This window comes from Microbispora bryophytorum, assembly GCF_006874465.1.
In the GTDB taxonomy this organism is placed as follows: Bacteria; Actinomycetota; Actinomycetes; order Streptosporangiales; family Streptosporangiaceae; genus Microbispora; species Microbispora bryophytorum.
In genome coordinates this window covers 478,697-496,695 of record NZ_VIRL01000003.1, presented here as the reverse complement: position 1 = coordinate 496,695, position 17,999 = coordinate 478,697, and the positions used below count along the sequence as shown (strand labels likewise).

Sequence of the window (17,999 nt, the reverse complement as noted above, 5' to 3'; positions counted from 1 at the left end):
AAGCGGAAAGGCCCGGTGGCTGGGGAAGCCACCGGGCCTTCCGTCCTTTTCACACCGCCGGCACACGTGGCCCCGGAGATCTCGGGACCGGGTGGGGGCGTCTACTGGTAGTGGATGTCGGATGAGCTGTAGATGCAGTTCGTCCCGTCGGCGCCGCTACCGATCTCCGTCGGCTCGCTGCCCTTCGGCACACCCTTGTACTTCAGGCACACGATCATCTTGTGGTTGGGGTCGTTCTTGATCGTGATGTTGGAGAAGCGCGCGGTGTCGCCCCAGTTGGTGTTGATGCCCGCGAGCGCCTTGCCGGGGTAGGTCGCCACGATGTTCGACATCTGGACGTGCCGCTGGTAGGAGTTCGTGCAGTTGCCGCAGGCGCGGTAGAGCTTCCCGAAGTTGTCCACCTGGAAGTTCTTGATGACCATGGTGCCGGGGCCGTTGTGCTGGAACACCTTGTCGGAGGCGCTCTTGGCTCCGCCGCCGTCGATGGTCATGACCTGCGACGACGAGCTGCCCAGCAGGGTCGCGGCGTCCTCGCCGACGTCCTCCCACCAGACGTTCTGCAGGGTGCAGCTGCCCAGGCAGTGGATGCCGTCGGCGCCGGGCGAACCGATGATCACGTTCTTGAGCGTCGCGCCGTTGGCCAGCTCGAAGATCGGGTCCTGGCTCTCGCTCTGCCCTCCGTCACCCATGGCCCCGCCGGCGTAGTAGCGCTTCAGGCCGCCGTCCATGGTGCCGGAGACGCTGATCGTGCTGGTGACCGCCTGCGAGCCGTTCGCGCTGGGCCAGCCCGACGGCGACGTGGGGTTGCCGGTCGGCGTGGGCGACGGGCTTCTCGTCGGTGTGACGGTGGGGGTGGAGGACGGCTGGGATCCGGCGGGCTGGAGCGACCATTGCTTGGTGGACACCGAGTCGCAGGAGTTCTGCTGCGCGAGTGCGCCGGAGGAGGTGGAGTTGTCCTTGGTGTTGAGGCACTTGTCGCTGTTGGCGTTGACGAGGCGGTAGTTCGAGCCTGAGGCGGTCGGCTCCCAGGTCTGGGAGGAGGCGCCGGTGCAGGACTCCTGCTGGACGGCCTTGCCGGCGGAGGTGGAGGCGTCCTTCACGCCGGCGCACTTGCCGCTGTTGCCCGCGGCCAGGCGGAAGCCGCTGCCCTGGGCCGACAGGTTCCAGGTCTGGTTGCTCGCGCCGTTGCAGCTGGAAACCGTGAGTTGCACGCCGTCGGAGGTGCTGCCGCCGGGAACGGTGAGGCACAGACCGCTGGCGCCGTTCACGATGCGATAGGCGCCCGCGCTGGGTCCCGCACTGGGCGCCGCGTTGGAGACGCCGGCGAAGACGCCGCCGACCAGGGCGGCGACCCCGGCAAGGGTGCCGATCACCCCGACTCCGGTTCTGGTTCTCCTTCTCAAAGCCGAGCTCCTCGCAGGTCGTGCAGGACCCCTGACCGAGGCGGTGGCCGGCGCCACTCCTGGTCCCGCTGGGAGTTTCATGAATGTGAACAACATCCATGAGTCGGAACACGGCCAAAAGTACGGACCATGGGAACCCGGGTCAATGCTGCGTACCGACCGGCCGGCGGGTGAGCCGGGCACCCGCCGATTCGGGCAGGTGAGAGCCGACGCACCCCCTGGCCGGCGGTGAAATTTTCATGAAACACGGACACGCCGGAGGAGCCCCCCACGGAGCTTCGCCGCCACGACCGTCGAGCACCACGACCGCGTCCGCGCGGTATTCCACGGGGGCCAGTCGCGTGGCGTCCACCGCCTCCGCCGTGGCCATGGCGAACTCGGGCGGCTCGATGCCGCCGACCTCGCGCAACAACTCCACGGCGGCCATGGGCTGCTCGTGGAAGCAGTCAACGGTCTGCTGATGGATGAGTTTCGGCACCCGATGGGCTTTACTCTTTGTGTTCGATTGATTACGGGGAATTACCCTGCCCTGTGGATGGGCGTGGGAACGGCGCTGGGGCGTTAGCAGGACGAGATGATCGGCAACTAACGTGATCCGCCGTTCGTCGGGATACATGCAGGTATCCCGTGACAATGGAGGAGACCGGTGTATCCCCCACCGCAGCAGAAGCGCCGCCGCAGCGTGGCGCCGTTCGTCATCGCGGTCATCTTCGCGGGAGCACTCATCGTCGGGCTGAAACTGCTGTTCGGCGGAACTTCGGGCGGCGGGAACGCCGGTGACGAGAACGGCGGCAGTGCAAGCAGGCGCGCCTGCGGCGACGACGGGATCACGCTGACCATCGCCGCGTCGAGCGAGAAGGCCGAACTGCTGCGCACGATGGCCAACGACTACAACGGCCACGAGGTGGACGGGCAGTGCGTGGACGTGGTCGTGAACTCCAAGGCGTCCGGTGGGGCGATGCAGGCCCTGGCGCGCGGCTGGGACGAGCGGCAGGACGGCCCTGAGCCGGACGTCTGGACACCGGCGAGCACCGGCTGGGTCACCCTCCTGCGCCAGCGCGTCGAGGGCGGCGACCAGGCGTCTCCGGTGGCCGCGGACAATCCGACGATCGCCACGTCTCCGCTGGTCATCGCGATGCCCAAGCCGATGGCGCAGGCGCTCGGGTGGCCGTCGAAGAAGATCGGCTGGTCGGACGTCCTGGACCTCGCCAACGACCCCAAGGGCTGGGCGAAGTACGACCACCCGGAGTGGGGCGCGTTCCGCCTCGGCAAGACGAACCCGAACTTCTCCACGTCCGGCCTCAACGCCACCGTCGGGGCGTACTTCGCGGCCACCGGCCTGTCCGGCGACCTGACGGAACGGGACGTCGCCGCGGCGAAGACCCGCGACTTCGTGAGGGGGGTCGAGCGGTCCATCGTCCACTACGGCGACACCACCCTCACCTTCCTGTCCAACCTCCAGCACGCCGACGACTCGGGAACGGCCATGTCGTACATCTCCGCCGTGACGGTGGAGGAGAAGTCGGTGTGGGACTACAACCAGGGCAACCCCACGGGCGATCCCACGACGCTCGGCGACCACGCCAAGCCGAAGGTCCCGCTGGTGGCGATCTACCCGAAGGAGGGCACGCTCCTGTCCGACCACCCGTACGCCGTGCTGTCCTCGGCGGACGCCGCGAAGAAGGCCGCCGCGGCGGACTTCCTGAAGTATCTGCGGGAGCCCGATCGGCAGCGGGAGTTCGAGAAGTACGCCTTCCGGTCGTTCGACGGCAAGCCGGGCGACCTCATCACGACCGCCAACGGCCTCGACCCCAAGCAGCCGGCGACCACACTCAACACCCCGACTCCCCAGGTGCTGGACCGGATCCTCAAGAGCTGGGCCGAGCTGCGCAAGCCCGCCAACGTGCTGATGGTGATGGACGTCTCCGGCTCGATGGGCGCCGACGTCGCCGGCACCGGCAAGACCAAGCTCGACCTCGCCAAGCAGGCCGCCATCAACGCGCTGTCGCAGTTCGGCCCGAACGACCGGGTCGGGCTGTGGCTGTTCAGCCTCAAGCAGGACGGCGACAAGGACTACCGCGAGCTCGTCCCCCTGGGCAGGGGCAACCAGTCGCGGCTCAAGAGCCGTATCGGTGGCCTCATCCCCAGCGGCGGCACCGGGTTGTACGACACGGCCCTCGCGTCCTACCAGTACGTGACGCGGCACCAGAGTGACGACGCGATCAACGCGGTCGTGTTCCTGACGGACGGCAAGAACGAGGACAACAACTCCATCTCGCTCGACAACCTGCTCCCCGACCTGCGCCAGGAGGCCGGGCAGGAGACCGTGCGGATGTTCACCATCGCGTACGGCGCCGACGCCGACCTCGACGTCCTGCGGCGCATCTCGCAGACCACGGACGCGGCGGCCTACGATTCGCGCAAGCCGGGAAGCATCGACGAGGTGTTCACCGCCGTGATCTCCAACTTCTGAACGACCGCCACCTTCCGACCCGGGAGCCCCCTTGTCCCGCTTCACCGAGGAACTCCGCGACCCCTGGGCGCTGCTCCTGGGCGCCACCGCCGCGGGCGCGGCCTGGGCGGTCGGCGTCCCTCCTGTGGGGGTGCCCGTCGCCGGGGTCGCGGTCTGGCTCATCAAGGCGTTCGCCTCCGCGTGGCAGTCCACCGGAGGCGAGAGCCGTACGGAGCCGGCGCGGCCGGTCGCAGCCGGAAGCGCCGTAACACCGGGCAGCGCGGAGGAGGCGTGGCTGCGGCGGGCGGAGCGGGCCGCCGCGTCGTTCGCCGACCTGACCGCCTCGATGCGCGGACAGCTCCTGCTCGACCGGATCGCGGCGATGCGCCCCCAGGTGGACGACACCGTCGGCACGCTGCGCCGGCTGGCCGGACACGCCTCCGTCACCGCCTCGGCGCTGGCCCGCTTCGACCCCCGGTTCCTGGAGCAGGAGCGCGTACGGCTCGCGCAGGCGCGGCAGACGGCCCGGCAGGAGGTCGCGGGCGACCTCGACCGGTCGATCGCCGCCCTGGACGCGCAGCGCGAGGTGTACGACAGGTTGTCGGGCGCGCGGGAGCGGGTGCTGGCCCGGCTGCAGTCGGGCGCCATCAGCCTGGAGGGCCTGGTCGCGCGGGCCGTCGAGATCTCCGCCATGACGACGGCCTCCGACGGCGTGGGCGTGGGCGACGGCGCCCACGCACTCGACGAGCTGACCTCGGAGCTCGATCTGACCCGGCAGAGCCTGCACGAGGTCGAGAAGGCCGCCCGGCACGACATCGGCCCCTGAACCCCCTCGTTTCCCCGCTCAGCCCGGGGAGGCGGCCGGTCGTCTAATTCAGCGTGCCCAGAAGGCGGGCGAGCTCGGCCGGACCGGCGTTGCCGCCCGTGCAGACCACGGCCACCCTGCGCCCGGCGAACTCCTCGCGCCGGGCCAGCAGTCCGGCGAGCGCGGCGGCCCCCGCTCCCTCCGCCAGGGTGTGGGCCTCGGTGAGCAGCAGCCGCTGGGCCCGCAGGATGTCGTCGTCGTCCACCAGCACGAAGTCGGCCAGACCGTCCCGCATCACCGCCTGCGGGAGCGCGAACGCGGAACCGGTGGCGAGCCCCTCCACGACGGTCTTCATGGACCTGGTCACCGGTGTCCGCAACCGCCATGAGTCGTGCGCGGCCGGAGCCTGGGCCGACTGGACGGCGATCACCCGGCAGCCCGGCGCGAGCGCGGCGGCGGCGAGGCACGCGGCGGCGGCCCCGCTGCCGCTGCCCACCGGCACGAACACCACCTCCAGGTCCGGCCGTGCGGTGAACATCTCGACGTAGAGCGTGCCCACCCCGGCCAGGATGTCCGGCTCGTCGGCCGGGCTGATCAGCCTGCGTCCCGTGCGCTCGGCGAGGTCGCGCGCGTGCTCGGCGGTCTCCACCATCGTCGCGCCCCGGACCTCGACGGTCGCCCCGAGCGCCTCGACCGCGGCGACCTTGGCGGGGTTCGGGTTCTCCGGCATCAGGACGGCGCACGGCACGCCGTACAGGCGGGAGGCGTACGCGACGGACTGGGCGTGGTTGCCGGTCGAGTACGTGACGACCCCGCGACGGCGATCCGCCATGCGGGCCAGCAGGGTGATGCCGCCGCGCACCTTGAACGCCCCCGTGGGCTGGACGTTCTCGTGCTTCACGTGGACCTCGGCGCCGACCGCCGCGTCGAGCACGGGATAGGACCACATGGGAGTCTCGGGCAGGTGCGGGGCGATGAGCCGCCGAGCGTCCAGGATGTCGCGAATTTCGGTCATGACGCTCAGCCTGGCCGCCGACGGGACAATAGGTCCAACTGAAGTTCCGAGGCGAACCCATAGACGGGATCGATGAATGCCGCTCGACGTCGTACGACTGCGGGTGCTCGTGGCCGTGGCCAGGACCGGCACGGTGACCGCCGCGGCGCGGGAGTTGCACTACTCGCAGCCCTCGGTGAGCCACCACCTCGCCCGGCTGGAGGCGGAGACGGGCGCGAAGCTGGTGCAGCGCGCGGGGCGCGGCATCCGCCTCACCGAGGCGGGCCGCCTGCTCGCCGAGCGGAGCGCGGAGATCCTCGGCCGCCTCGACGCGGCGTCCGAGGAGCTCGCCGCGCACGTCGGGCTGCGGGCCGGACGCGTACGACTGGCGGCGTTCCCCTCCGCCCTCGGCACGTTCGTCCCGGACGCCGCCGCGCGGCTCGCGCGGGACCATCCGGGGCTGGACCTGCACCTGATGGAGGCCGAGCCGCCCGAGGCGCTGCGCCTGCTGCGGGCCGGCCGGGTGGACGTCGCCGTGGTCTTCCACTACGGCGAGAGCGCGCCCGAGGACGACGGCGTCCGCCTCGTTCACCTGCTCGACGACCCGAGCTTCCTTGTCACCCCCGCGGCGTACGGCGGCGCGGGGGATCTGGCGGCGTACGCGGACGGGCCGTGGATCGCGGGGTGCGAGCGGTGCCGCGCGCACCTGCTCGCGCTGTGCGCGCAGGCGGGCTTCGCGCCGCGCGTCTCGTTCACCACGGACGACTACGTGGCCGTGCAGGCCCTGGTCGCGGCCGGGCTGGGCGTGGCGCTCCTCCCTCGGCTGGCGCTGTCGGCCCACCGCCGCCCGGACGTGCGGGTGTCCGAGCTGCCGGGGTCGGACCGCGGGGTCTACGCCGCGACGTACGGCCGGCCGCCCGACCCGCCCGCCGTGGCCGCCCTGGTCGCCGCTTTGCAGGCAATCACGTGAATTGTCTGCGCGGCGAGTCAAAGATCCACTAGAAATTGGGACATGTGGAGAACGCCGCCGTACATGTCCGTATCTGAGGATCAGGGAGGCCTGAGCAGGAGGAGCTTCCTCCAGATGGGCGCGCTGACGGTGCCCGCCCTCACGTTCGGTGCGCGGGCGCTCCCCTCGCCCGTCTTGGAGACCACCGGAGTGGTGCCCACCGCGCTCGCCGGGTTCGACACGCTGATGAAGACCTACGTCAAGGAGCGGGGCATCACCTGCGCGCAGCTCGCCATCACCAAGAACGGCAAGCTGGTGCTCGCCAGGGGCTACCGCTACTCCGACGGCAGCCGGTACATCCCCCCGGTGTCGCCCACGTCACTGTTCCGGCTCGCGAGCCTGAGCAAGCACATCACCGCCATCGCGATCATGAGGCTCGCCCAGGACGGCAAGCTCAGCCTGACCGCCTCGGCCGCGACACTTCTGGGCCTGTCCACCACGGCCGACCCGCGGCTCGCGAAGGTGACCGTGTGGCGGCTGCTGCAGCACACCGGCGGGTGGGACCGCGACGTCTCGGGCGACTACCTGTACATGGACCACGAGATCGCGGCCGCGCTCGGCGTCCCGCTGCCGATCAGCCAGGACCACATCATCAAGTACGCCTGCGCCCGCCCGCTCGACTTCGACCCCGGCACGCGGTACGCCTACAGCAACTACGGCTACATGCTGCTCGGCCGCATCATCGAGAAGGTCTCGGGCATGAGCTACGAGGCGTACGTCAAGCAGAAGATCCTCGCGCCGCTGGGGATCACCCGGCTCCGCCTGGGCCGCACGCTCCGGTCGGAGGCCGCGCCCGGCGAGGTCGTCTACGAGTCGCGGTACACGAGCAAGACCGTCACCGACGCCTCGGGCACGATCGTGCCCACGCCGTACGGCGGGTTCAGCATGCCCAACCGCGCGCCCGGCGGGGGCTGGCTCGCCTCCGCCGTCGACCTGGTGCGCCTCGCGATGGTGCTCGACGCGCCGAACACCGTGCTCAACTCGACCTCCATCGGCAGGATGATCGCCAAACCGGAGACCGGCGTTACCAGCAGCGGCTCCTGGTACGGCGCGGGGCTGTGGGTCCGCCAGGTCACGGGGCACGTCAACACCTGGCACGACGGCTCGCTGCCCGGGACCTACACCTACACCGCCCGCCTGCAGAACGGCTTCACCTACGCCGCGCTGTTCAACCGCCGTGAGGAGACCGGCTCGCTCGACTTCGACGTGCTCAGTCCGCTCGTCAACGCGCAGATCGGCAAGGTGACCACATGGCCGGCCACCGACCTCTTCCCGCGCTACTTCTGACGCCGCCCGCTCATGACTCCGGTCAGCTCGGGCTCGGTGCGGGCGACGGCGTGGGCGCGTCGTTGTCCAGCTCGATGGCGCTCCACACGGCGACGCCGCTGCCCGGCAGCTGACTGATTTTGGACTCGAACGTGGCGGTGCCGTCCGTCGCGTCGTCGTCCTCCTCGGCGAAGACGAGGAGGGACTGCCATTCGCTGTACCGGTCCGCGGGGAAGAGCAGCCGGGGGCCGATCGACAGGTCCGAGTCGCCGGACAGCCGCTGGCTGTCGACGGTCACCCAGCCGTACGACGGCCTCTGGCTGAGCCGTACGTAGATGAGCGCCGAGCCTCCTTCGGGCACGACCACCTGGGCGGGCGTGACGATGACCCTCGGCGTGGCGCTCACACTCGGCGTGGGAGTGGGAGTGGGAGTGGGAACCGAACTCGGCAGCAGGCGGACCACGCCGGCCGATCCGCGCGGCGCGGCGTCGGCCGTGCCCGGGACGAGCCCGGTCACCGCGGACGCGGTGGCCACGACGGACGCGAGGACGGCCGAGCGACGTAACCGGCCGTGGGGGAATCGCATCGGCACCTCCATGGTGAGCTGACCAACCGCCTCGGGCCGGCTGCCGTTGATCGCCGGCGATGATCCCAGGTGATCCCAGGCGATCCCAGCGTCCGGTCTGCGTCGCGGCCTGTACAGCAAGCGCCCCACTGCGGCGACCCGGGGCCCCGGGCGTACGACCGGCGGCCGGTCGTTCACCTGCGGCTAACGCCACCCGGCACGAGTCGCCGCCCGGCGACGACCGGTGAAAGATTCAGAGGCAGGAGTCAGCCGGCTTGGCGGAATTCGCCGGCCTGCGCACCCTCTGCGCAGGCGGCGGCCAGTTCGTCCAGCGACAGGCCGAGCGCGGCGGCGAGCGCGGCGACGGTGAAGAAGGCCGGAGTCGGCGCGCGGCCGGTCTCGATCTTGCGCAGCGTCTCGGCCGACAGCCCTGCCGCCGCGGCGACCTCGACCATGCTGCGCTCACCGCGCGCCTGCCGCAGCAGGGCGCCGAACCGCTCCCCCCGCAGCCGCTCCTCGGGGGTCAGGGGCACTCTCACCATGACCGTGATACTAATACCGGTATTGTTATTGGTGCCACTTGGGAGGGCCGTGTCATGGTGGAAATCAAGACCGACGCCGCGCTGGACGCGATGCGGGAGGCGGGGCGCGTCGTGGCCCGCGCACTCGACGCCGTACGGAAGGCCGCGGCCGTGGGGGTGCGGCTCACCGGCCTGGACGAGGCGGCGCGGGCGGTGCTGCGCGAGGCCGGGGCGAGCTCCCCGTTCCTCGGCTACCGGCCGCCCTTCGCGCCGACCCCGTTTCCCGCCGTGATCTGCGTGTCCGTCAACGACGCGATCGTGCACGGCATCCCGACGGACTACCGGCTGCGTGACGGTGACGTCGTCGGCGTCGACTGCGGTGCCGAACTCGACGGCTGGACGGCCGACGCCGCCGTCACGTTCATCGTGGGCACGCCACGGCCCGGCGACCTTGAGCTCGTCGACACCACGCGCCGGGCGCTGGACGCCGGGATCGCCGCCGCCACCGTGGGCAACCGCATCGGGGACATCTCCGCGGCGATCGGCGCGGTCGCCGCGAATGCCGGGTACGGCATGCCCAGGGACTTCGGCGGCCACGGCATCGGCCGCCGCATGCACGAGGACCCGTCGGTGCCGAACCACGGCCGGCCCGGCCGGGGCTACCCGCTGCGGCACGGCCTCGCACTGGCCATCGAGCCGATGTTCGTCGCCGGAGGCCGGGACGGTTACCGCACGGCGGGCGACGGCTGGACGCTGCACAGCGTCGACGGCAGCCGGGCCGCGCACATGGAGCACACCATCGCGATCACCGAGGACGGCCCCCGCGTGCTGACCCTGCTCTAGAGACCTCGGGTGGACGACTACCCGGGACATTTGTACTGCCGCAATCGGGATCGCTGCATCTGCCCGGCTCCTCCGGCTTTCGAGACGCTAGATGCGCACACGGAGACGCGATGGAGGAACCGATGGCCCAGACCCTGACCGCCCCGGCGACGGCCGCGCAGCCCCGGCGGGGCAACCTCCGCACGGTGCTCATGCCGCTGGTGCTCGACGTCGCCGCGCCGATGGCGTGCTACTACCTCCTGCACGGCGCGCTCGGCATGAGCGAGGTCGCCGCGCTGACCGTGAGCGGCGTGATCCCGGCCGTCCGGGTGATCGCCGGGATCGTCAGGGACCGGACGCTGAACGGGCTTGCCGGGCTGACGCTGGCGGTCAACGTGGCGGGCATCGCGCTGAGCTTCGTCACCGGCGACGCCCGCTTGATGATCGCCAAGGACTCGGCCCTCAGCGGCGTGATCAGCCTGTTCATGATGCTCACGGCGTTCACCGCGCGCCCGGTGATGACGCCGGGCATGCGCGCGTTCATCACCCGGGGAAACGCGGTGCGGGAGGCCGCCTGGGAACGGCTCGCGAGTTCCACCCGGTTCCGCCGCGCCGAGCGCCGCTTCACCGGCATCTGGGGCGCGGCGATGCTCGCCGACTGCGTGGCCCGGCTGATCGGCGCGTTCACGCTGCCGGTGTCCACCATGGTCTGGCTGTCCAACGTGCTGCTGATCGCCGCCCTCGCGGTGGGGCTCGTGGTGGCGGGCGCGTTCGGCTCCGGCCAGATCATGTGGATGATCAACAACGAGACGAGGGACGCCCGATGAGGGGCAGGGGCATCAACTACGACACCGGATTCCTTCCGGGCGGGCACACCAGCCGGGAGACGTTCGACCCGGAGACGGTCCGCGCGGAGATGCGGGTCATCGCCGAGGAGCTGCACTGCACCGCGGTCCGCATCACCGGCGGCCATCCGGAGCGGCTCAGCGTCGCCGCTCGGCACGCCGCCGACGCCGGTCTGGAGGTGTGGTTCGCGCCGTTCCCCTGCGAGATGACGACGCGGGAGCTCGCGCCGTTCTTCGCCGAATGCGCCGAGCGGGCAGAGCAGGTGCGGCGCGACGGCGCGGAGGTGGTGCTCGTGACGGGGTGCGAGCTGAGCTTCTTCGCGGCCGGTTTCCTGCCAGGAGATACCTTCTTCGACCGCATGGCCGCGGTCGTCAAGAAGGATCCCGAGCTGTACGCCCGGTTCGCCGAGATCCCCGCGCGGCTGAACCCCTTCCTGGCGGAGACCGCCGAGGCCGCCCGCACGCTCTTCGGCGGCCGGGTGACGTACGCCTCGGGCGACTGGGAAGGCGTCGACTGGGGCCCGTTCGACATCGTCGCGGTGGACGCCTACCGCGACGAGCGCAACACCGCGTCCTACCGCGAGGAGCTGCGCTCCCGCTTCCGGTTCGGCAAGCCGGTGGCGGTCACCGAGTTCGGCACGTGCGCCTACACAGGGGCAGGCGCACGCGGCGGCATGGCGTGGGCCATCGTGGACCACACCGCGAATCCGCCCCGGCTGGACGGCGACTACCGCCGCGACGAGGGCGAACAGGTCCGCTACCTGCGCGAACTGCTCGGCGTCTTCGAGGAGGAGGGCGTGGACACCGCCTTCTGGTTCACCTTCGCCGGCTACAACACGACCTACGACCCGGACCCGCGCCGCGACCTCGACATGTCCTCCTACGGCGTGGTCCGGCTGCTGAAGGACGGCGGGTGGGAGCCGAAGGAGGTCTTCCACGCCCTCGCCGCCGCCTACTCCGGCTGACCCTCCCCACAGCTGACCCTCCCCACAGCTGACCCGCCCACGGCTGACCCAGCCCGGCGGCCGTCTCAGGGCCGGGCCTGGACCATGGCGTGAGTGCCGCCGGTACGCCAGGAGTTCGCGCTCCGGGGGCGGCCGGCCGCGTCCAGCTCGGCCAGCGTCCGCTCGGGCACGCCGGCGAGCGCGTCCGACTTCAGCGTGCGCAGCGCGACGACCGGCCCGGGAAAGTAACCGGTGACCGCCGCGAACGGTGTGCTCGCCGGCCACATCCGGTCGCCGACGAGCCGCCGGTAGTTCAGGTCGCCCTTCATGACGGTCAGCGAGGCCGACGCGAACTCCTCCCGCAGGTCGTCGGGCATCTCGGAGTAGGGCAGCGGAGCGCAGGCGAAGGGATGCGCCCGCAGCGAGAGGCGTCCCTCCTCCATCGCGCCCCAGAGGCGGGTGCCCGCCTGTCCGGCCGTGCCGGGCGCCGCGGCGAGCCGCCGCAGGCACGCGAGCACGTCGGCGGGGGTGGCGTCGGACACGAAATACGGGAAGGGCTTGACGTGGAGGACTACCTCGGCGGCGAGCCCGCGGTCGAGGAGGTGGTCGGCCAGCACGAGGTCCGGCAGCAGTTCGCGCCCGGCGTTGTCGGCGACCAGGCAGATCCTTCCCGGTGCGGCGGCCTCGATGAGCGACCACAGCAGCGGCCGGTCGTCCACCACCAGGTCCGCCACCCTCTCCTGGTCGCCCTTGAGGGTGACGCCGAAGGACAGGTCGGCGCGGTTGCCCCACAGCGAGCCGAGCAGCAGCGCCTCGGCCCGCTCGGCCGCGGAAAGCGTCTGCGTCTCGTCGAGCGCCGCCAGCTCCCCGTCCACGACCGGGCCGTCGAGTTCGGCCTGCTTCATTGGGCCGAACGGATCGACCCCGCGCCACGGGCCGTCGCCGAAGTATCCGGTGGCCTCAAGCAGCTTGCGGTAGAAGTAGCTCTCCCCCCACAGGAACGGCACGTCGACGTAGCGGCCTCCGATCTTGCCGCGTCCCCACTCGGCCCAGGCGGCGCCGTCGTACGCCGACGGCTCCAGCGGCTCCATGACGTCGTCCACGACCTCGTCGAGCAGCCGGTCGAGCGCGCGCCGACGGTCAGGCGGGTACGGCAGCGCCCGCGCGACCTGGCGGACGAGCACCGGATGCCGCTCCCTGAAGACGCTCAGGGCGTACGAGCCGGGGACGTTCCCCATGATCGGCGGGGCGTCCGCCACGGTCTCGTCGCGGGCACCACTCATCCCCGGCATCCTCCCTCGGCTCACGGAACGACACCGCCAGTAAATCGCAGCGGCCGAGCGACCGAGGGAGGCGGGGCGGCGGGCGGGCCTGCCGGTCCCGGCAGTGGCTGAAGGCGAAGACAGGGGACCCGATACCCAACAAGTCGGTGACACGTGTCCGCACGCCTCGACCGTACGACGCCCTCATCGAACGGAAACACGTTCTATCGAGCTCCGCCGGACAGGTCGCCGCCAGCCAGTGATCACCCGTAAACAAGCGGCCGACCGCCGAACGAGAACACGTTCTGCACAATGGCCGCCTCCCGGACGCGGCCCATCCGCACCAGGCGTCACAAGGGTGACGAGAGCTCACGGGTTAAAGTCAGATTTCATGACAATGCGGGATTGCGGCCATATCACCAGGGTCGTACCGTCCCTCTATGGATCTGGAGATCCGCCACCTGAGAATCGTGCACGCGGTCGCCGAAGCCGGGAGCGTCACGAAAGCGGCCACCCGGCTCGGCCTCGCCCAACCGTCGCTCACCGCGCAACTCAAGCGCATCGAGCGCTCACTCGGGGGCCCGCTGTTCGAACGCGACCGCAACGGCGCCCGCCCCACTCCTCTCGGCGAGATGGTGCTCGCCCGCGCCCGGGTGCTGCTGCCCGCCGTGCGGGACCTCCAGGAGGACGCGGTCCGGTTCGCCAACACCTCCGTCAAGCTGCCCGGCTACCGCCTCGGCGCGACGAACGGGCCGATACTCGGCGGGCTCGTCGAGCGTCTGACCGCCGACCAGCGGGGCGTCCCGGTCACCACCCGCACCTCGTGGTCGGCAGGTGAGCTGACCGCGCTCTCGGTGGCCGGCCGGCTCGACTTCGTGCTGCTCGGGACGTGCGGCGACAGCCCGCCTCCCCCGGCCGAGGCGATGATCTGGACCACGGTCGGGACCGACCCGGTCTTCGTGCTCCTGTCCGAGGACCACCCCCTCGCGGAGGAGAAGGAGCTGGAGCTGTCCAGGCTCGCCGACGAACGCTGGACGGTCGCCCCCGGCGACGGCTGCTTCGCCGACTGCTTCGCCGCCGCCTGCGCCCGGGCCGGGTTCGTCCCCGAATCCATCTACGAGACGGATGTGGCGACCTGCCTGCACCTGGTCGGAGTGGGCAAGGCGGTCGCCCTGTGCCAGGCCACCTTCCGGCTCACCTCCGGGCTGGTCATGATGCCGCTGGCCGGTGCGCCGCTGCGCTGGCGGCACCTGCTCGGCTGGCATGCCGACTCGATCGGCGCGCGGGCCGCCGCCCCCGTCGTCGCCGCCCACGCGCGGGCCGCGTACGCCGACGCGGTGCGGCGCAGCGCCCGCTACGCCGACTGGCTCGTCACCAACCCCGAATACGGAGCGGTTCCCCAGCCGTGAGCCGTGCGCAGGCGGCCAATTTCGGGCCAGCGAATCTTCAGACGAGGGCGGTTCCATAACTCGGTGATAGGGGCGAACTGATAGATCCACGTATCAGCGGAGGTCGGTTACGTTGACGGCACCCCCCAACGACAAGGAGAGCCCCACATGCTCCACAGACGCACCGTACTCGCCGGATGCGCTCTGGCCGTCACGGCCCTCGCCATGGTCGCCACCCCTGCCATGGCCGAGCCGAACGACTCTCCCGCCTCCTCCGCCGTCAAGCCTCCGCCCGCGATGATGGACGCCATGCAGCGCGACCTCGGGCTCACCCCCGCCCAGGTCGACGCCCGTCTGGCCAACGAGGCGAAGGCCATGTCCACCGACGCCAAGGTCCGTGTCGCGATCGGCGACGCCTACGCCGGATCCTGGGTCTCCGGCACCACCTCCGAGAGCTTCATCGTCGCCACCTCCGACGCCTCCAAGGCGAGCGCGGTGCTGGCCGCCGGCGCGCAGCCGAAGATCGTCAGCCGCAACCTCGCCGCTCTCGACGCCGCCGAGGCCGCGCTGGACCGGGCCGCCGCCGGCGCGCCCGCCTCCACGTCCGTCTGGTACGTCGACGTGCGCAGCAACAGCGTCGTCGTGCTGTCCTCCGACACCGCCGAGGCCGCGGCGTTCGTGGCCGCGAGCGGCGCCGACACCTCGGCCGTACGCGTCGAGCAGTCGAACGAGCAGCCGCAGACCTTCTACAACCTGCAGGGCGGCGACGCGTACTACATCAACAGCTCCGCCCGCTGCTCCATCGGATTCCCGGTGCGCAGGGGCAGCACGCCCGGCTTCGTCAGCGCCGGCCACTGCGGCCGCGCCGGCAACACCACGACCGGCTACAACCGTGTCGCGCAGGGCACCTTCCAGGGCTCCTCGTTCCCCGGCAACGACTACTCCTGGGTCTCGGTCAACAGCAACTGGACGCCCACGAACATCGTGTCGTACGGCAACGCGAGGGTGAGCGGCTCCAGTGTCGCCGCCGTGGGCTCCTCGATCTGCCGGGCCGGTTCGACCACCGGCTGGCACTGCGGCAGCGTCCAGCAGCTCAACGCCAGCGTCCGCTACTCACAGGGCACGGTCAGCGGGCTGACGCGGACCAACGTCTGCGCCGAGCCCGGTGACTCCGGCGGCTCGTTCATCTCGGGCAGCCAGGCGCAGGGCATGACCTCCGGCGGCTCGGGCAACTGCTCCTCCGGCGGCACCACCTACTTCCAGCCTGTCAACGAGGCCCTGTCGGTCTACGGACTGACGCTCGTCACCAGCTGACCCCAGCTGATCCCCGCCGACCAGAAGGCTCCCCCGCCGGTCCGTTTCCGGGCCGGCGGGGGAGCCTTCGCCGCGAGGGCCGGGGCAGCCGCCGCTCACACGAGGGTCACTTGCCCGGCTCGGGATCGCGGGGCAGGCCGAGCATGCGCTCGGCGATGATGTTGAGCTGCACCTCCGTGGTGCCGCCGTAGATCGTCATCGCGCGGGTGGCGAGCACGGCGCGGTTCCAGTAACCCGCGTCGCCAAGCTTCCAGTCGGCCGCGGTGACGGCGGCCGGGCCGAGCAGCGAGACCGCCACCTCGGAGACGTGCTGCGCGTGCGCGGTGGACAGCAGCTTGCGCACCGACGCGTCGGCGCCCGGCTCGCCGCCGGCGAGCTGCTTGAGGGTCACCCGCAGCGACAACGCGTTGATCGAGTGCGCCTCGCAGGCCACGCGGGCCAGGTCCTGCCGCTCGGCGGCGGTCAGCTCGCGGCCCAGCCGGCCGGCCAGGCCGAGCAGGTCGGGGACCGAAGCGCCGGTGCCGCCCGAGCCGGACGACAGCGAGACCCGCTCGTTCGACAGCGTGTTCCTGGCGACCCGCCAGCCCTCGTCGACCTCGCCGACGACCAGCTCGTCCGGCACGAAGACGTCGTCGAGGAACACCTCGTTGAACAGGTTCTCCCCGGTCATCTCGGTCAGCGGGCGCACGGTGACGCCGGGCCCCTTCATGTTCACCAGGAAGTAGGTGATGCCGTCGTGCTTCGGCTTGGAGGTGTCGGAGCGGGCGATGCAGATGGCCCACTCGGCGACGTGCGCCACCGACGTCCAGATCTTCTGTCCGTTGAGCTTCCAGCCGCCCTCGACCTTCTCCGCCTTCATCTGCAGCGACGCGAGGTCGGAGCCCGCCTCCGGCTCGGAGAAGAGCTGGCACCAGATCAGCTCGCCGCTCAGCGTCGGCGGCAGGAACCGCTCCTGCTGCTCCGGCGTGCCGTACGCGACCAGCGACGGCACCACCCAGGCACCGATGATCATCTGTGGCGGCTTGATCTTGGCCGCCCTGACCTCCTGGTGGATGAGCACCTGCTCCAGCGGGGAGGCCCCGCGGCCCCAGGGCCTGGGCAGATGCGGCATGACGAAGCCCGCCGTGGCCAGGGCCCGCTTCTGCTCGACGCCCTCCAGGGCGGCGATCTCGGCGAGCTCCGCCCGGATGGACGCGCGCAGCGGCTCCGACTCCTCCGGCAGGTCGATCTCCATCTCCCGGGCGACGCCCCGGAGCGCGAGCGCGGCCACCCGGTCGGACCACTCGGAGGAGGAGCCGAGCAGCGCGCGGACGGTCAGCGCCCGGCGGTAGTAGAGGTGGGCGTCGTGCTCGAAGGTGTAGCCGATGCCGCCGAACGTCTGAATCGCGTCCCGGGCGCACTGCACGGCCGCGTCGGGCGCCATCACGGCCGCGATCGCGGCGGCGTAGTCGCGCTCGGCGCCCTCCGCCCGGGTGGCGTCCCAGACCGTGGCCCGGGCCTGCTCCAGCGCCACCAGCATTCGCGAGAGCTTGTGCTTGATGCCCTGGAACTGGCCGATCGGGCGGCCGAACTGCACCCGGACCTTCGCGTAGTCGGCGGCGGCGGACACGCACCAGGCCGCCACCCCGGCCGCGTCCGCGCCGAGGACGATCGCGGCCACGTTACGCACCTCGGCGCCGGTCAGGCCGGTCAGCACCCGCTCGGCGGGCACCCCCGCACCGTCCAGCTCGACCTTGGCCACGCCGCGGGTGAGGTCGAGCGACTTGACCGCGGTGACCGTCACCTGGGCGGCGTCGACGGCCACCCACTCCTCGCCGGCGTCCGTGGCCACCGGCAGGACGAGCACGTCGGCGACCGCCGCGCCGAGGACGTACCCGGCCGTGCCGCTGATCGTCAGGACGTCGCCGTCGCGGACACCGGTGATCTCGCCGTCGAGCGCCACCGCGCCGGTCAGCGAGCCGTCCGCGAGCCCGGGCAGCAGGTCGGCCTGCGCCTTGCCCTCGGAGGCGAGGATCACCGCGCTGGCGAGAACGGTCGGCACCATCGGACCGGGCGCCACCCGCTCCGACAGCGCCTCGATCGCCACGGCCGCCTCCAGAAGGCCGTAGCCGGACCCGCCGAACTCCTCCGGGACGTGCAGTCCGAGCAGCCCCTGTCCGGCGAGAGCGGGCCAGAAGGCCGGGCGCTCCTCCGTACCCGGTTCGGCGAGGACACCCACCGCGCTTCGCACCAGGTCAGCGGGCACGGCACGCTCGGCCCATCCGGTCACCGACTCGCGAAGCGCCTCGTGCTCCTCGCTCAGCCCGATCGCCATAAGATCCTCCAGCACTCGGTCGTTTCCGCACATCAAGCCCTGCTGCGCGTGGCCCGGGCGGCGCCTCGCGACGGGCGGCATCCGCTGACGCTCCC

16 protein-coding genes are annotated in these 17,999 nt (G+C 71.4%); 9 read left to right on the top strand and 7 right to left on the bottom strand.

The genetic code is table 11. The annotated features are described in order from the left end of the window. Window positions 1-101: 101 nt before the first annotated feature. Both FLX07_RS09765 and FLX07_RS09760 read right to left on the bottom strand, forming a co-directional pair. Window positions 102-1,403 carry a pectate lyase gene (locus FLX07_RS09765; protein ID WP_142569716.1) on the bottom strand — a complete coding sequence of 434 codons (1,302 nt, stop codon included), beginning with the start codon at window positions 1,401-1,403 and terminating at the stop codon, window positions 102-104. A 142-nt stretch (window positions 1,404-1,545) separates the two neighbouring features. After that, on the bottom strand, window positions 1,546-2,019 hold the full coding sequence (locus tag FLX07_RS09760; RefSeq protein ID WP_142569714.1) for a hypothetical protein: 474 nt from the start codon (window positions 2,017-2,019) through the stop codon (window positions 1,546-1,548). Between the two features lie 30 nt (window positions 2,020-2,049). On the opposite strand from FLX07_RS09760, the gene FLX07_RS09755 reads away from it, so the two are divergent. Both FLX07_RS09755 and FLX07_RS09750 read left to right on the top strand, forming a co-directional pair. Next, window positions 2,050-3,876, top strand: coding sequence for a substrate-binding and VWA domain-containing protein (locus FLX07_RS09755; protein WP_142569712.1), 1,827 nt, complete (start codon window positions 2,050-2,052; stop codon window positions 3,874-3,876). Window positions 3,877-3,907: 31 nt separating this feature from the next. Further along, window positions 3,908-4,681 carry a hypothetical protein gene (locus tag FLX07_RS09750; RefSeq protein WP_142569710.1) on the top strand — a complete coding sequence of 258 codons (774 nt, stop codon included), beginning with the start codon at window positions 3,908-3,910 and terminating at the stop codon, window positions 4,679-4,681. Window positions 4,682-4,724: 43 nt separating this feature from the next. Here FLX07_RS09750 and FLX07_RS09745 read toward each other — a convergent pair whose 3' ends face one another. Then, window positions 4,725-5,675: a threonine ammonia-lyase gene (locus FLX07_RS09745; RefSeq protein ID WP_142569708.1), complete on the bottom strand. Its 951-nt coding sequence runs from the start codon at window positions 5,673-5,675 to the stop codon at window positions 4,725-4,727. Between the two features lie 76 nt (window positions 5,676-5,751). Between FLX07_RS09745 and FLX07_RS09740 the strand changes: the two genes are divergently transcribed. Beyond that, the gene (locus FLX07_RS09740; protein ID WP_142569706.1) at window positions 5,752-6,624 is read left to right on the top strand and encodes a LysR family transcriptional regulator; all 873 of its coding nucleotides are present in this window, start codon (window positions 5,752-5,754) and stop codon (window positions 6,622-6,624) included. Window positions 6,625-6,738: 114 nt separating this feature from the next. Further along, window positions 6,739-7,950, top strand: a complete 1,212-nt coding sequence (locus tag FLX07_RS09735; protein ID WP_229689551.1) for a serine hydrolase domain-containing protein — start codon at window positions 6,739-6,741, stop codon at window positions 7,948-7,950. Window positions 7,951-7,972: 22 nt separating this feature from the next. On the opposite strand, the gene FLX07_RS09730 is transcribed toward FLX07_RS09735, so the two are convergent. Further along, a complete protein-coding gene (locus tag FLX07_RS09730; RefSeq protein WP_142569702.1) occupies window positions 7,973-8,515 on the bottom strand; it encodes a hypothetical protein in 543 nt (180 codons plus the stop codon). Window positions 8,516-8,760: 245 nt separating this feature from the next. Next, entirely contained in the window at window positions 8,761-9,036 is a 276-nt protein-coding gene (locus FLX07_RS09725; protein ID WP_142569700.1) for a helix-turn-helix domain-containing protein, read from the bottom strand. Between the two features lie 54 nt (window positions 9,037-9,090). On the opposite strand from FLX07_RS09725, the gene map reads away from it, so the two are divergent. From map to FLX07_RS09710, 3 genes are all read left to right on the top strand, one after another. After that, window positions 9,091-9,858, top strand: a complete 768-nt coding sequence (map, locus tag FLX07_RS09720) for a type I methionyl aminopeptidase (protein ID WP_142569698.1) — start codon at window positions 9,091-9,093, stop codon at window positions 9,856-9,858. A gap of 122 nt (window positions 9,859-9,980) precedes the next feature. After that, the gene (locus tag FLX07_RS09715) at window positions 9,981-10,664 is read left to right on the top strand and encodes a VC0807 family protein (protein WP_208762129.1); all 684 of its coding nucleotides are present in this window, start codon (window positions 9,981-9,983) and stop codon (window positions 10,662-10,664) included. Beyond that, on the top strand, window positions 10,661-11,647 hold the full coding sequence (locus tag FLX07_RS09710) for a hypothetical protein (RefSeq protein WP_142569697.1): 987 nt from the start codon (window positions 10,661-10,663) through the stop codon (window positions 11,645-11,647). The genes FLX07_RS09715 and FLX07_RS09710 overlap by 4 nt, the downstream gene beginning before the upstream one ends. Before the next feature lie 65 nt (window positions 11,648-11,712). Here the strand turns inward: FLX07_RS09710 and FLX07_RS09705 are convergent, their stop codons facing one another. Next, a complete protein-coding gene (locus FLX07_RS09705) occupies window positions 11,713-12,909 on the bottom strand; it encodes a damage-control phosphatase ARMT1 family protein (RefSeq protein ID WP_142569695.1) in 1,197 nt (398 codons plus the stop codon). Between the two features lie 419 nt (window positions 12,910-13,328). Between FLX07_RS09705 and FLX07_RS09700 the strand changes: the two genes are divergently transcribed. Together FLX07_RS09700 and FLX07_RS09695 are read left to right on the top strand one after the other, a co-directional pair. After that, entirely contained in the window at window positions 13,329-14,297 is a 969-nt protein-coding gene (locus FLX07_RS09700) for a LysR family transcriptional regulator (RefSeq protein ID WP_142569693.1), read from the top strand. Between the two features lie 147 nt (window positions 14,298-14,444). Beyond that, window positions 14,445-15,590: an alpha-lytic protease prodomain-containing protein gene (locus FLX07_RS09695; protein WP_142569691.1), complete on the top strand. Its 1,146-nt coding sequence runs from the start codon at window positions 14,445-14,447 to the stop codon at window positions 15,588-15,590. A 106-nt stretch (window positions 15,591-15,696) separates the two neighbouring features. Here the strand turns inward: FLX07_RS09695 and FLX07_RS09690 are convergent, their stop codons facing one another. Continuing rightward, window positions 15,697-17,904, bottom strand: a complete 2,208-nt coding sequence (locus tag FLX07_RS09690) for an acyl-CoA dehydrogenase family protein (protein WP_142569689.1) — start codon at window positions 17,902-17,904, stop codon at window positions 15,697-15,699. Window positions 17,905-17,999 lie beyond the last annotated feature (95 nt).